Genomic DNA, 14,027 nt, shown 5'->3' with positions numbered 1-14,027 from the left:
GGTGACGACCGGACACGGTAAGCAAGAACGTCCAGCCCCGGAAGCTAACCCTCTTCGGCCTTGAGTTCTTTTTCGATCTTCTGAAGTTCCTGGCTGAAAGCCTGGTCCTGAACGGTGGCGCGTTTACGCCAAGGTTTGCGTTCCGGTTCTGGTTGCGCGGCGTAAGTGGTGATTTCCCCGCCGTAAACTTCCTTGTAACGTTGTTCCTGGCGCTCAAGTTCCGCGCGCAGTTCGTCTTTCGTCACAGTATTACCTAATGAATTGAAATTAATCTGGTGATACGCACTGCATGCAGGCATGCAGACGGCCACGGCACCAGAGCTGACAGCTGACGTAGCATCAGGGCTTCGGATATTGCCGATACAGCGGAAGCGTCATGGGTGCTTCAGGCACCGGCTTTTGACACCATAGGGACTCACTGTGGTGCCGGAGACGGGCAAGCCTATTGGCCGCGCCGTCACCGAACGCATTATAGCGGTCTGCCTGAAGAACACTATCAGTAAACGTTAAACCGTACGTTGCCTTGTGTGAATTGATGTTTGTATGGGCTAGTTATGTAGACAGAGTTACACGCTGCACCACAAGTTCAAATATTGCTCGATCTGTTCAAGTCAATCGCGGCGCTGTCCTCAAGTTTCATTTGCCAGTAAGACGAGACGAATCAAATGGAACAAGCGGGGGGCGGGGCATTGCGATTATCGGTCGTCGGTTCGATAATCGAACGGTCTTGGCGATTCGGCCGTTGTCTGTCTGCCGGGTAGCCGCGTGTAATAGCCGTCATTCCCAGAGGACCCGACATGAACGACCAATTGCGCAATGCCTTCACGTCAGTCGCGCCGCCGATCGTTGCCTCGCCGGCCAAGCGGATCCAGGCCCTCACTGGCGACCCGGATTTCATGACATCGCTGGCCCGTGGGCTGGCCGTGGTCCAGGCCTTCCAGGAGCGCAAGCGGCACCTGACCATCGCCCAGATCAGCCACCGCACCGAAATCCCCCGCGCCGCGGTCAGGCGTTGCCTGCACACCCTGATCAAGCTTGGCTACGCGACCACCGATGGGCGCACTTATTCCTTGCTGCCCAAAGTGCTGACCCTGGGCCATGCCTATCTGTCCTCGACGCCCTTGGCCGTTTCCGCCCAGCCGTATCTGGACCGCATGAGTGAACAACTGCACGAGGCCTGCAACATGGCGACGCTCGAAGGCGACGATATTCTCTATATTGCGCGGTCGGCCACCACCCAGCGGCTGATTTCCGTGGACCTGTCCGTGGGTGGTCGCCTGCCGGCTTATTGCACATCGATGGGCCGGATTTTGTTGGCGGCCCTGGACGATGCTTCGCTGCGCGATTACCTGGACCATGCCGACCTGCAGGCCAAGACCAGCCGGACATTGCACACACCCGAGGCTCTGCTCGAATGCTTGCAGGAGGTCCGTCAACAAGGCTGGTGCATCGTCGATCAGGAACTGGAACAAGGCCTGCGCTCGATCGCCGTGCCGGTCTATGACGCTTCGGGTCAGGTGGTGGCTGCGCTGAACGTCAGCACCCACGCCGGGCGGGTCAGCCGCAACGAGCTGGAACAACGATTTTTGCCAGGCTTGCTGGGGGCCAGCCGGGACTTGAGCGCGCAGTTGTTCACGTAGCTGTTCGATAAACGCACACAGTCGGCCGCGCTGAATTGACGGTGTTTGCCTGGGCTCATTAATGTCGCGCAGCGTCATCTGGCGTTTCTTGCGTGGAATAAAAATAAAATGAACCAGCCCCACACTTCCGTAGGCACTTGCCTCGATGTGCAGTCCTTTATCAATGCCCAACCCATCTCGCGCTATCAATGGCGGGTGGTGATTCTGTGTTTCCTGATTGTTTTCCTCGACGGCCTCGACACGGCCGCGATGGGTTTCATTGCGCCGGCACTGTCCCAGGATTGGGGCATCGACCGGGCCAGCCTTGGCCCGGTGATGAGTGCAGCACTGATCGGCATGGTATTCGGCGCATTGGGTTCCGGCCCCTTGGCGGATCGCTTCGGGCGAAAAGTCGTGTTAGTGGGGGCCGTCGTGTTGTTCGGCGGGTTCAGCCTGGCGTCGGCGTACAGCACGAATGTCGACCAGCTGCTGGTGCTGCGCTTCCTCACGGGCCTGGGCCTGGGCGCCGGGATGCCGAACGCAACCACGTTACTTTCGGAATACACCCCGGAGCGCAAGAAGTCGCTGCTGGTCACGAGCATGTTCTGCGGCTTCAACCTCGGCATGGCCGCCGGCGGATTCATCTCGGCCAAGTTGATCCCTGCCTTTGGCTGGCACAGCCTGTTATTCATCGGCGGCGTCTTGCCATTGATCCTGGCGGTTGTGCTGCTGTTCTGGCTGCCAGAGTCGGCGCGTTACCTGGTGGTGCGCGATCGTGGCACCGATAAGGTGCGCAAGGCCCTGGCGCCGATTGACCCGCAGACCGTTGCCCACGCGGCGAGCTTCAGCGTCCCCGAACAGAAAACCGTAAAGGCGCGCAACGTGCTGGCGGTGATTTTCTCCGGTACCTACAGCGCCGGCACCCTGTTGCTGTGGCTGACCTATTTCATGGGGCTGGTGATTGTTTATCTGCTGACCAGCTGGCTGCCGACCCTTATGCGCGACAGCGGCGCGAGCATGGAACAGGCCGCGTTCATCGGCGCGTTGTTCCAGTTCGGTGGCGTATTGAGCGCGGTGGGCGTGGGCTGGGCGATGGATCGGTTCAACCCGCACAAGGTCATCGGCATTTTCTACTTGATGGCCGGGCTGTTTGCCTACGCGGTAGGGCAGAGCCTGGGCAACATTACCCTGCTCGCCACCTTGGTGCTGGTGGCCGGCATGTGCGTCAACGGCGCGCAATCGGCGATGCCGTCCCTGGCGGCGCGTTTCTACCCGACCCAGGGCCGGGCCACCGGGGTTTCCTGGATGCTCGGCATCGGCCGGTTTGGCGCGATTCTCGGTGCTTGGATGGGCGCGACATTGCTGGGCCTGGGCTGGAATTTCGAACAGGTCTTGACCGCGCTAGTGATTCCCGCAGCCCTGGCGACCACGGCTGTGGTGATCAAGGGCGTGGTCAGCCATGCGGATGCGACCTGAGTTATTCACCTGCACGAAACGCTGGGTCCGCACCTGTGGCGAGGGAGCAAGCAAGCCCCCTCGCCACGGTTTTAGTGTGTTTTCGAGTTAAGGAAATATCGATAGCCAAGCAACAATCTGTTCGATAAACGAACACTTAGTCGATTATCGGATTGTTTTGGCGTTATCCCGAAGCTTAATCTTCAGGCATTCCGGCGCTGAACCTCGCGCCTTTTTCTTCATGCCGGTCCACTGGAAAACGGGAGCCTGCCCCATGGCTGAAATCCTTTCGCTGCACGACGCGGTGAAGCAATTCGTCAACGACGGCGATACCGTCGCGCTCGAGGGCTTTACCCATCTGATTCCGACGGCGGCGGGTCATGAAATCATTCGTCAGGGCAAGAAAGACCTGACCTTGGTGCGAATGACCCCGGACCTGATCTACGACCAGTTGATCGGCGCCGGTTGTGCTCGCAAACTGATTTTTTCCTGGGGTGGCAACCCCGGCGTGGGCTCCCTCCATCGGTTGCGCGACGCGGTCGAGAAGCAATGGCCGCACCCGCTGGAAATCGAGGAACACAGCCATGCCGACCTGGCCAACGCCTACGTCGCCGGCGCCTCCGGCCTGCCATTTGCGGTATTGCGAGCCTACGCCGGTTCCGACCTGCCGAAGGTCAACCCGCTGATCAAGAGCGTGACCTGTCCGTTCACCGGTGAAGTCCTCGCTGCCGTGCCTTCGGTGCGCCCGGACATCACGGTGATCCACGCCCAGAAAGCCGACCGCAAGGGCAACGTGCTGCTGTGGGGCATCCTCGGCGTGCAGAAAGAAGCCGCCCTGGCCGCCAAGCGTTGCATCGTCACCGTCGAAGAGATCGTCGACGACCTGAACGCGCCGATGAATGCCTGCGTACTGCCGACCTGGGCATTAAGCGCGGTGTGCCACGTACCCGGCGGCGCCCATCCGTCCTACGCCCACGGCTACACCGAACGTGACAACCGTTTCTACCAAGCGTGGGACCCCATCGCTCGGGACCGTGAGACCTTTACCGCATGGATCAACGAATACATCCACGGTACCCGGGATTTCAGTGAATTCCAGGCCCGGCTGGCAGCCGCTTCGCAGGTGAAACCATGACCTATACCACCAACGAAATGATGACCGTCGCTGCGGCGCGTCGCTTGAAAAACAATGCTGTGTGCTTCGTTGGCATCGGCCTGCCGTCGAAAGCGGCCAACCTGGCGCGGCTGACCTCGTCACCCGATGTCGTCCTGATCTACGAATCCGGCCCGATCGGCGCCAAGCCCAGCGTACTTCCGCTGTCCATCGGCGACGGTGAACTGGCGGAAACCGCGGACACTGTCGTACCGACCGGTGAGATTTTTCGCTACTGGTTGCAGGGCGGCCGTATCGACGTCGGTTTCCTTGGCGCCGCCCAGGTCGATCGTTTTGGCAACATCAACACCACGGTGGTCGGCGACTACCGCCAGCCCAAAGTGCGCCTGCCGGGTGCCGGTGGCGCGCCGGAAATCGCCGGTTCGGCCAAGAGCGTGTTGATCATCCTCAAGCAGTCGGCGCGTTCGTTTGTCGAAAAGCTGGATTTCATCACCTCGGTCGGCCATGGCGAAGGCGGCGATTCGCGCAAGCGTCTTGGCCTGCCGGGTGCCGGCCCCGTGGGCATCATCACCGACTTGTGCATCATGGAGCCGGAAGCTGGCAGTCATGAATTCGTGGTTACCGCGCTGCACCCGGGCGTGACCCGCGAGCAGGTCATTGCCGCCACCGGGTGGGCGATCCGTTTCGCCGACCAAGTGCAAACCACCGCCGAACCGACCGAAGTGGAGCTGCGCGCACTGCGCGACCTGGAAGCTCGTACCGCGGCGGCCCACGGCCAGGCGCCGGGAGAAGCTTGATGCGCGACGTGTACATCTGTGATGCGATTCGAACCCCTATCGGGCGGTTTGGCGGCGGTTTGTCCGCCGTGCGCGCCGATGATCTGGCGGCCGTGCCGATCAAGGCATTGATGGAACGTAATCCGTCGGTGGACTGGAGCGCGGTGGACGAGGTGTTCCTCGGCTGCGCCAACCAGGCCGGCGAAGACAACCGCAACGTGGCGCGCATGGCGCTGTTGCTGGCGGGTTTGCCGCAGAGCATTCCCGGCGTGACCCTCAACCGCCTCTGCGCCTCGGGCATGGACGCCATCGGCACGGCATTCCGCGCCATTGCCAGCGGCGAGATGGAGTTGGCGATTGCCGGCGGCGTGGAGTCGATGTCCCGCGCGCCGTTCGTGATGGGCAAGGCCGACGCGGCGTTCTCGCGCAACATGAAGCTGGAAGACACCACCATCGGCTGGCGCTTCATCAACCCGTTGATGAAAGCCCAGTACGGCGTGGACGCAATGCCGCAGACCGCGGACAACGTGGCCGATGACTACAGGGTGTCCCGCGCCGACCAGGACGCCTTCGCCGTGCGCAGCCAGCAACGCGCGGCAGCCGCCCAGGGAGCGGGTTTTTTCGCCGAAGAAATCGTTCCGGTGCGCATTGCCCATAAGAAAGGCGAAACCGTTGTCGAGCAGGATGAACATCCTCGCGCCGACACCACACTGCAAACCTTGAGCAAACTCAAACCAGTCAACGGCCCGGACAAGACCGTCACCGCCGGCAATGCCTCAGGCGTCAACGATGGCGCGGCGGCGATGATCCTGGCGTCGGCCGAAGCGGTGAAGAAACACGGCTTGACCCCTCGGGGTAAAGTGCTCGGCATGGCCAGCGCCGGGGTTGCGCCTCGGGTGATGGGCATTGGCCCGGTACCGGCGGTGCGCAAACTCACCGAGCGCCTCGGCCTGGCGGTCGCGGATTTCGATGTGATCGAACTCAATGAAGCGTTTGCCAGCCAGGGCCTGGCGGTGCTGCGTGACTTGGGGCTGGCGGACGATGCGCCGCAGGTCAATCCGAACGGCGGCGCTATTGCCCTCGGGCATCCACTGGGCATGAGCGGGGCGCGCTTGGTCATGACGGCGCTGCACCAGTTGGAAAAGACCGGCGGCAAGAAAGGCCTGGCGACCATGTGCGTTGGCGTCGGCCAGGGCCTGGCGCTGGCCATCGAACGCATCTGACGGGTCGTCTACCAATAAGAAATCGAGGAATGCTTCATGACTGACAAGCCTGGTTATCGTCGCCCTCAAGCGGGCACCCAGCCGGAGTATTTGCACCCGCCGTACCAGTCCACCAACCTGCGCTCGCCGTCCAAGCCGTTGGTGTATTTGCCTCACTCGCTGTCGGAAATTACCGGGCCGACTGTAGGCGCTGACCGCTTGCAGGAGAAAGATCACGACCTCACCGCCCAACACGCCGGCGAACCATTGGGTGAGCGGATCATCATTCACGGGCGCGTGCTGGATGAGCACGGCCAGCCGGTGCCGGGCATCTTGGTGGAGATCTGGCAAGCCAACGCCGCCGGTCGCTATAACCACGACCGTGACAAACACGATGCGCCGCTGGACCCGAACTTCACCGGCACCGGTCGCACCGTGACCGATGCCGATGGCTGGTATCAGTTTCAGACGATCAAGCCCGGCGCCTACCCGTGGGGTAATCACCACAACGCCTGGCGCCCGGCGCATATCCATTTCTCACTGTTCGGGCCGAGTATCCTGACGCGGCTGGTGACGCAGATGTATTTTCCTGGCGACCCGCTGCTGGAATACGACCCGATCTACAACTGCGTGCCGGACACCCGTGCCAAGGAACGCCTGATCGCCCGTTTCGACCTGGAAAAAACCATCCCCCACTACGCCCTCGGTTATCGCTGGGACATCGTCTTGCGCGGCCGCGAAGCCACGCCGATGGAGAAATAAGATGACGCTCAACGCCACTACGTCCCACACCGTCGGCCCGTACTACCACATCGGCCTGACCTGGCTGAACCGCGAAGACCTGACCGTCGCTCAGACCCTGGGCCAACGCGTGGCGATCACCGGGCAGGTGATCGACGGCGACGGCCAGTTCGTCAACGATGCGATGCTGGAAGTCTGGCAGGCCAACGCCGCCGGCAAGTACGCCCACCCGGAGGACGACCAGGACAAGCCTCTGGACCCGCACTTCGAAGGCTTCGGCCGGGTGCCGGTGGATGCCGAAGGGCGCTTTCGTTTCACCACGATCAAGCCGGGCACGGTGCCGGGCCTCGGCGGCACGACCCAAGCGCCGCATCTGGTGGTGCTGGTGTTCGCGCGTGGACTGGTCAAGCATCTACTGACGCGCATCTACTTCGACGGCGAACAGGCCAACGGGGCCGATCCGTTGCTGGCCTGCGTGCCCGAAGAGCGCCGGAGCACAATCGTCGCCAAGCTTGATGCGTCGGGCGTGTACCAGTGGAACGTGATCCTGCAGGGCACGGATGCCGAGACGGTGTTCTTCGATTACTGATTGAAAACCCCCGTGGCGAGGGAGCTTGCTCCCGCTGGCTTGCGCAGCAAGCCAATGGCAGGCGAAGCGGTGTATCAAAGCAGTGCGGAGCCTGGTTTTGCGACTGCTGCGCAGCCGAGCGGGAGCAAGCTCCCTCGCCACGGATGGCCAGACTGTGGAACGGGATTGTTACCAAGTGTGTCTAGACGTGGTCAGTCCCCAACGAGTGAATAACCCATGACCACCCCAATCAGCCACTACACCGGTGAGGAACGCAGCAAGCGCATCTTCGCCATCGTCGGTGCCTCATCCGGCAACCTGGTCGAATGGTTCGACTTCTACGTCTATGCGTTCTGCGCGATCTACTTCGCGCCGGCGTTCTTTCCCTCGGACAACCCGACGGTGCAACTGGTCAACACGGCCGGTGTGTTCGCCGCTGGGTTCCTGATGCGGCCCATTGGCGGTTGGATCTTTGGTCGAGTGGCGGACCGCCACGGGCGCAAGAATTCGATGATGATCATCGGTGATGATGATGTGCTTCGGCTCGTTGCTCATCGCCTGTCTACCGACCTACAAGGACATCGGCGTCTGGGCGCCGGTGCTGCTGTTATTCGCCCGTTTGTTGCAAGGGCTGTCGGTGGGCGGCGAATACGGCACCACCGCCACCTATATGAGCGAAGTCGCCCTCAAGGGCCAGCGCGGCTTTTTCGCCTCGTTCCAGTACGTGACGCTGATCGGCGGGCAACTATTGGCGGTGTCGCTGGTAGTGGTCCTGCAACAATTTCTCAGCGAAGACGAACTGCGCGCCTATGGCTGGCGGATCCCATTCGTGGTGGGCGCCGCGGCCGCATTGATTTCCCTGTTCCTGCGACGCTCCCTGAAGGAAACCAGCAGCAAGGAAATGCGCGAAAACAAGGACGCCGGCAGCATTGCGGCGCTGTTTCGCGACCACAAGGCCGCGTTCATCACCGTGCTGGGCTACACCGCCGGCGGTTCGCTGATTTTCTACACCTTCACCACCTACATGCAGAAATACCTGGTGAACACCGCCGGCATGCACGCCAAGACCGCCAGCTACATCATGACCGGTGCTCTGTTCCTCTATATGTGCATGCAGCCGCTGTTCGGCATGCTGGCGGACAAGATCGGCCGACGTAACTCCATGCTCTGGTTCGGCGGGCTGGGGGCGTTGTGCACCGTGCCGATCCTGCTGACCCTCAAAAGCACCAGCAGCCCGTTCCTGGCGTTTGTCCTGATTACGTTGGCGCTGGCGATCGTCAGTTTCTACACCTCCATCAGCGGTCTGGTGAAAGCCGAAATGTTTCCACCGCAAGTGCGGGCGCTGGGAGTAGGGTTGGCCTACGCGGTGGCGAACGCGATTTTTGGCGGTTCGGCCGAATATGTCGCCCTGAGCCTGAAGGCCCAGGGCATGGAGAACGCCTTCTACTGGTATGTCACGGTGATGATGGTGGTGGCGTTCCTGTTCAGCCTGCGCCTGCCCAAGCAACCGAAGTATTTGCACCATGATCTTTAAGGCATCCACCTTGCGAAGGACTGTTTATGAGCGAACGACCGGGCAATCAGCTGTTCGATGCCTATTTCACCGCCCGCGACATGCGCGAGGTGTTCTGCGATGCGGGGCGGGTCCAGGCGATGCTGGATGTCGAGGCGGCCCTGGCCCGGGCCGAGGCGCGGGTAGGGTTGATTCCCCAAGACGCAGTTGCGTCGATCGAGAACGCCTGTCGCGCCCAGCTGTACGATTTTTCGCAGTTGAGCGAAGCAATCGCCAGCGCCGGTAACTCGGCAATCCCGCTGGTCAAGGCGCTGGGCAAGCGCATCGCCGCCCAGAGCACCGAGGCTGAGCGCTACGTACACCTGGGCGCCACCAGCCAGGATGTGATGGACAGCGGGTTGGTGCTGCAATTGCGTCAGGCGTTGGGCCTGATCGAGGCAGAGCTGGCGCAACTGGCGGGCGCCCTGGCCCGACAAGCCGAACGCTACGCCGCCACGCCGTTGGCCGGGCGCACCTGGTTGCAACACGCCACGCCAGTCACCCTGGGCATGAAAATCGCCGGTTGGCTGGGGGCGATCACCCGCAGTCGCCAGCGCTTGAAAGAGCTCAAACCACGCCTGCTGGTGCTGCAGTTTGGCGGCGCCTCCGGGACGCTCGCCGCCTTGGGTGACCAGGCGCTGCCGGTCGCCGAAGCCTTGGCCGCCGAACTGCAACTGACCCTGCCGGAACAGCCGTGGCATACCCAGCGCGATCGTTTGGTGGAGTTCGGCGCGGTGCTGGGCTTGCTCGCCGGCAGCCTGGGCAAGTTGGGGCGCGACGTCAGCCTGTTGATGCAAACCGAGGCTGGCGAAGCGTTCGAACCCTCCGCGCCGGGCAAGGGCGGTTCTTCCACCATGCCGCACAAGCGCAACCCGGTGGGCGCGGCCGTGTTGATTGGCGCGGCGACGCGGGTGCCTGGTTTGTTGTCGACATTGTTCAGCGCCATGCCCCAGGAACACGAGCGCAGCCTGGGCCTGTGGCACGCCGAATGGGAAACCCTGCCGGAAATCTGCTGCCTGGTCTCCGGCGCCCTGCAACAGGCGCGGCTGCTGGCCGAAGGGCTGGAAGTGGATGCGGCGCGCATGGCCCGCAACCTGGAACTGACCCAGGGTTTGGTGCTGGCCGAAGCGGTGAGCATCGTCCTGGCCCAGCGTGTGGGACGCGACACGGCGCATCATTTGCTGGAGCAATGCTGCAAGCGCGCCGTGGCTGAACAGCGGCATCTACGTGCGGTGCTGGGAGACGAACCCCAGGTCACCGCGCAGTTGTCCGCAACCGAGCTTGATCATCTGCTCGACCCGGCGCACTACCTCGGCCAGGCCCAGACCTGGGTTGCCCGGGCCGTGGCCGAACACCTTGCCTTGAACGCCTGAAAGGAGATTGTTGTGGGATTGGTCAAACTCGCCGATGGCGAACTGAACTATTGTTTGGATGAGCGACGATTGGACGGGCCACAAGACGCCCCGGTGCTGGTGCTCTCCAACTCCCTGGGCACCGATCTGCACATGTGGGATGAGCAGGTCGCGGCCTTCAGCGAACACTTTCGCGTGCTGCGTTTCGACACCCGCGGCCACGGCCAGTCGCTGGTCACCGAAGGCCCCTACAGCATCGAACAGCTGGGCCGCGATGTGCTGGCGATGCTCGATCAGTTAAACATCGACAAGGCGCATTTCTGTGGCTTGTCCATGGGCGGCTTGATCGGCCAGTGGCTGGGGATCAATGCCGGCGAGCGCCTGCACAAATTGGTGGTGTGCAACACCGCCGCCAAGATCGGCGACCCGTCGGTGTGGAACCCGCGCATCGAAACCGTGCTGCGTGACGGCAAGGCCGCGATGGTGGCCTTGCGTGATGCCTCGATTGCCCGTTGGTTCACGCCTGATTTTGCCGAGGCCCATCCGGACAAGGCCAAGCAAATCACCGACATGCTCGCCGCGACGTCGCCTCAGGGCTACGCGGCCAATTGTGCCGCCGTGCGCGATGCCGATTTCCGCGCGCAGTTGTCTGCGATTCGCGTGCCGCTGTTGGTGATCGCCGGCACTGAAGATGCCGTGACGCCGCCGTCGGGTGGGCACTTTATCCAAGAGCGGGTCAGTGGCGCCGAGTACGCCGAGTTCCATGCCGCGCACCTGTCCAATGTCCAGGCGGGCGCGGCGTTCAGCGCGCGGGTCCTGGATTTCCTGATTGATTCTGGCCGTGCCTGAGGAGTTTTTTGTGGACGAGAAACAACGTTACAACGAAGGCATGCAAGTACGCCGCGCGGTGCTGGGCGATGCCCATGTCGATCGCAGCCTTGATGCCCTGACTGAATTCAACAGCGAATTCCAGGAAATGATCACCCGCCACGCCTGGGGCGACATCTGGACCCGCCCGGGCCTACCGCGCCATACCCGCAGCCTGATCACCATCGCCATGTTGATCGGCATGAACCGTAACGAGGAACTCAAGCTGCACCTGCGCGCCGCCGCCAACAACGGCGTGAGCCGCAGCGAGATCAAGGAAGTGATCATGCAGAGCGCTATTTATTGCGGCATCCCGGCGGCCAATGCGACGTTTCATTTGGCCGAGTCGGTTTGGGATGAACTGGGCGTTGAATCCCGGGGTTAAGAATCGCCCCCAATCGTCCATGGGATCGGGCTTGCTCGCGATAGCGATGGGTCAGTTGGCATCGACACCCGCTGACCCATCACTTTGGCTTACAACAAGCTGATCGGGTAGCTGACGATCAAGCGGTTCTCATCGAACTCATTGACGTTGAAATCCCGGCGCATCGTCGAGTTGCGCCACTTCACATTCAGGCTCTTCAGCGCGCCGCTCTGCACGGTGTAGGCCAGTTCACTTTCACGGCCCCATTCCTTGCCATCGTCAACGGTGGCGGTGTGCACGTTATCGCCGCTGATGTAGCGGTTCATCAGGGTCAGGCCCGGCACGCCGACAGCGGCGAAGTTGTAGTCGTGGCGCACTTGCCAGGATTTTTCCTTGGCGTTGTCGTAGCTGGAGTTATAGCTGTCGTTCGCCAGGGTGCCGCCGCTGGTGCCGTTGACGCGCATCCAGGCATCATCGCCGCCGACTTTCTGCAGGCCGACGTAGAAGGTGTTGCCGCCGTATTTGGCCGAGAGCATGGCGAATGCGGTTTTGTTGTCCAGGTCGCCGGCCAAGGCACTGCCATTTTCCTTGCCGATGAAGTAGCCAAGGTTGGCGCCCAGGGTCCAGTCGCCCATGGGTTGGCTGTGGGTCAGGTTGAAATATTGCTGCTGGTAGATGTCGGACAGTTCCGCGTACCAGACGCCCACCTGGGTGCGTTTTTCGTTGAAGGCGTATTCGCCGCCACCGAAGTTGAAGCGGTCGGAGGTGAACGCGCCGCGGCCGTTCATCGACATGTCTTCCATGCTCGCGTCGTTGCGCGGGCTGTTGCCACGGAACTGGCCGCCGTAAAGGCTCAGGCCGTTGATTTCGGTCGAAGTCACCTGGCCGCCACGGAAGGTTTGCGGCAGGGAACGACCGTCGTCGGAACGCAGGATCGGCAGCACCGGCATCCATTCGCCGACTTTCAATTCGGTCTTCGACACTTTGGCCTTGAGGGCTACACCCAGGCGACCGTAGTCGTCGGCGGGGCGGCCATCGTCATGAATCGGCAACAGGGACGTGTTCGCCGTGCCACGGCCACCGTCGAGCTTGACCGCGTACATCCCCAGCACGTCCAGGCCGAAACCGACTGTGCCTTGGGTGAAACCGGACTTGGCGTCGAGGATGAAACTCTGGGTCCACTCTTCGGCTTTGCCCTGGGCATTGTCCGGGTTGATGAAGTTGCGGTTGATGTAGAAGTTGCGAAGGTTGAGATTGACCTTGGCATCCTCGACGAAGCCCGATTCCGCGGCCAGGACGGGCAGGGCGGTGCTGGTCAGGGCGACGGCAATGAGGCTTGGGAACAAGTGCTTTGTGGGCTTCATGGGCGTTGTCTCTATTTTTGTGGACGAAGCGAGTCGTTGCCGCACTTTTGAGGTGCAGACGGTACGGGTGTAGCCAGGGTCGTCAGGGCGATCGGGATCAGCCGGGTGAGGCGGGGCGTCTGGGCATGGCATCGAACCTGTTGTTATTGGTTTTGTGCGAGCGATGGTGAAGCGCGGGTCGGGATCGGTTCAATTGCCGTTTGCGGGTTTTGGGCGATTATCGAACGGCAAAACGCTGACCGGGTACATATCCGTTCCTGCGGTTACGGCCACTTATGGTTCCGCTTTTACAGCGAGTCACTTTCGAAGGGCGCGAAAGTAACCAAAGCGCCTTTGCCCCACCACTCGGTGCCTCGCCTAGGCTCGGCATGCCCTCTCTCCGGCATTGCTCCGTGGGCCCGCCGCGAAGGACCATCCATGGTCCAGCGCGGCTATCCCGGCGTCCATGCCGGGATGCCCACTGCGCAATGCCGGAGTGCGGGCACACCGAGCCTAAGCGAGGTGCCGAGTGGTGGGGCAAAAGCGTTTTGCTTACTTTTACGCTTCATAAAAGTGAGTCGCTGTAAGAGCGAAACCGCCAGCAGCCGTGGCCGCAGCAATGGATATGTACTCAGTCAACAACGTCCCGCGAGCTGTCAGGCCGCCATCGCGAGCAAGATTTGTAGCCGGTCTGACAGACGCGACGACTTTTCCGACGAGGTTTTAAGGTTGCTGCTCGGAAGCGATATCTCTAGCTTGTCAGTGTCGCTGCCAACTCAGCGACCGGGACTGCAAGCCCGTCCGATCTGGAAGGCTCTCGGCGACATGTCGCGTTAGGCGTGGTGCAGATGATCGACTTGAGTGAGTTGTTGGCCAATCGAGCGCTGGATCTCGTCGATCCCCGTTAGCCTAATCGGACCGTATTGTGGCGAGGGGATTTATCCCCGTTGGGCTGCGTAGCAGCTCATACGCCCGCCACCTCGGTTCATCAGTTTTTTTCGCATCGAGCCTTTGGGGTTGCTGCGCAACCCAGCGGGGATAAATCCCCTCGCCACAGAGTTGTGTGTTGAACTC

12 protein-coding genes and 2 pseudogenes are annotated in these 14,027 nt (G+C 61.7%); 12 read left to right on the top strand and 2 right to left on the bottom strand.

The window, feature by feature from the left end:
- Nucleotides 1-44: 44 nt before the first annotated feature.
- Nucleotides 45-245: a hypothetical protein gene (locus J3P95_RS19120; RefSeq protein ID WP_434558298.1), complete on the bottom strand. Its 201-nt coding sequence runs from the start codon at nt 243-245 to the stop codon at nt 45-47.
- Between the two features lie 552 nt (nt 246-797).
- Here J3P95_RS19120 and pcaR point away from each other — a divergent pair.
- The 11 genes and pseudogenes from pcaR (at nt 798) to pcaC (ending at nt 11,631) form a co-directional block, all read left to right on the top strand.
- Entirely contained in the window at nt 798-1,640 is an 843-nt protein-coding gene (gene pcaR / locus J3P95_RS19115; RefSeq protein ID WP_053119186.1) for a pca regulon transcriptional regulator PcaR, read from the top strand.
- 108 nt (nt 1,641-1,748) lie between these two features.
- Entirely contained in the window at nt 1,749-3,095 is a 1,347-nt protein-coding gene (locus J3P95_RS19110) for an MFS transporter (RefSeq protein ID WP_434580082.1), read from the top strand.
- Nucleotides 3,096-3,348: 253 nt separating this feature from the next.
- Nucleotides 3,349-4,209, top strand: coding sequence for a CoA transferase subunit A (locus J3P95_RS19105; protein ID WP_072409760.1), 861 nt, complete (start codon nt 3,349-3,351; stop codon nt 4,207-4,209).
- Nucleotides 4,206-4,985: a CoA-transferase subunit beta gene (locus J3P95_RS19100; RefSeq protein ID WP_434558296.1), complete on the top strand. Its 780-nt coding sequence runs from the start codon at nt 4,206-4,208 to the stop codon at nt 4,983-4,985. The genes J3P95_RS19105 and J3P95_RS19100 overlap by 4 nt, the downstream gene beginning before the upstream one ends.
- Nucleotides 4,982-6,187 carry a 3-oxoadipyl-CoA thiolase gene (gene pcaF / locus J3P95_RS19095; RefSeq protein WP_434558295.1) on the top strand — a complete coding sequence of 402 codons (1,206 nt, stop codon included), beginning with the start codon at nt 4,982-4,984 and terminating at the stop codon, nt 6,185-6,187. Before J3P95_RS19100 ends, pcaF begins: the two co-directional genes overlap by 4 nt.
- Nucleotides 6,188-6,223: 36 nt before the next feature.
- Nucleotides 6,224-6,928, top strand: a complete 705-nt coding sequence (gene pcaH / locus J3P95_RS19090; protein ID WP_434580085.1) for a protocatechuate 3,4-dioxygenase subunit beta — start codon at nt 6,224-6,226, stop codon at nt 6,926-6,928.
- A 1-nt stretch (nt 6,929) separates the two neighbouring features.
- Nucleotides 6,930-7,496 carry a protocatechuate 3,4-dioxygenase subunit alpha gene (gene pcaG, locus J3P95_RS19085; RefSeq protein ID WP_434580087.1) on the top strand — a complete coding sequence of 189 codons (567 nt, stop codon included), beginning with the start codon at nt 6,930-6,932 and terminating at the stop codon, nt 7,494-7,496.
- 216 nt (nt 7,497-7,712) lie between these two features.
- Nucleotides 7,713-9,009: pseudogene (locus tag J3P95_RS19080) on the top strand (MFS family transporter).
- 26 nt (nt 9,010-9,035) lie between these two features.
- Nucleotides 9,036-10,400, top strand: a complete 1,365-nt coding sequence (locus tag J3P95_RS19075) for a 3-carboxy-cis,cis-muconate cycloisomerase (RefSeq protein ID WP_434580088.1) — start codon at nt 9,036-9,038, stop codon at nt 10,398-10,400.
- Between the two features lie 12 nt (nt 10,401-10,412).
- Nucleotides 10,413-11,228 carry a 3-oxoadipate enol-lactonase gene (gene pcaD / locus J3P95_RS19070; RefSeq protein ID WP_434558290.1) on the top strand — a complete coding sequence of 272 codons (816 nt, stop codon included), beginning with the start codon at nt 10,413-10,415 and terminating at the stop codon, nt 11,226-11,228.
- A gap of 10 nt (nt 11,229-11,238) precedes the next feature.
- Nucleotides 11,239-11,631: a 4-carboxymuconolactone decarboxylase gene (gene pcaC / locus J3P95_RS19065; RefSeq protein ID WP_434558289.1), complete on the top strand. Its 393-nt coding sequence runs from the start codon at nt 11,239-11,241 to the stop codon at nt 11,629-11,631.
- Nucleotides 11,632-11,720: 89 nt separating this feature from the next.
- Here the strand turns inward: pcaC and J3P95_RS19060 are convergent, their stop codons facing one another.
- Nucleotides 11,721-12,974, bottom strand: coding sequence for an OprD family porin (locus J3P95_RS19060; RefSeq protein WP_434580090.1), 1,254 nt, complete (start codon nt 12,972-12,974; stop codon nt 11,721-11,723).
- A gap of 782 nt (nt 12,975-13,756) precedes the next feature.
- On the opposite strand from J3P95_RS19060, the pseudogene J3P95_RS19055 reads away from it, so the two are divergent.
- A pseudogene (locus tag J3P95_RS19055) lies at nt 13,757-13,861 on the top strand (DUF6124 family protein); the annotation flags it as partial.
- Between the last annotated feature and the right edge of the window lie 166 nt (nt 13,862-14,027).

Source organism: Pseudomonas sp. Z5-35 (genome assembly GCF_051131945.1).
Lineage (GTDB): Bacteria > Pseudomonadota > Gammaproteobacteria > Pseudomonadales > Pseudomonadaceae > Aquipseudomonas > Aquipseudomonas marvdashtae.
The sequence above is the reverse complement of the archived record's forward strand: the minus strand, read 5'-3'. Positions and strand labels throughout refer to the sequence as shown.

Coding starts and splice junctions, on each gene's coding strand:
- pcaH (WP_434580085.1), top strand. CDS start 6,224: ATGACTGACAAGCCTGGTTATCGTCGCCCTCAAGCGGGCACCCAGCCG.
- pcaR (WP_053119186.1), top strand. CDS start 798: ATGAACGACCAATTGCGCAATGCCTTCACGTCAGTCGCGCCGCCGATC.
- pcaG (WP_434580087.1), top strand. CDS start 6,930: ATGACGCTCAACGCCACTACGTCCCACACCGTCGGCCCGTACTACCAC.
- J3P95_RS19110 (WP_434580082.1), top strand. CDS start 1,749: ATGAACCAGCCCCACACTTCCGTAGGCACTTGCCTCGATGTGCAGTCC.
- J3P95_RS19075 (WP_434580088.1), top strand. CDS start 9,036: ATGAGCGAACGACCGGGCAATCAGCTGTTCGATGCCTATTTCACCGCC.
- J3P95_RS19100 (WP_434558296.1), top strand. CDS start 4,206: ATGACCTATACCACCAACGAAATGATGACCGTCGCTGCGGCGCGTCGC.
- J3P95_RS19060 (WP_434580090.1), bottom strand. CDS start 12,974: ATGAAGCCCACAAAGCACTTGTTCCCAAGCCTCATTGCCGTCGCCCTG.
- J3P95_RS19105 (WP_072409760.1), top strand. CDS start 3,349: ATGGCTGAAATCCTTTCGCTGCACGACGCGGTGAAGCAATTCGTCAAC.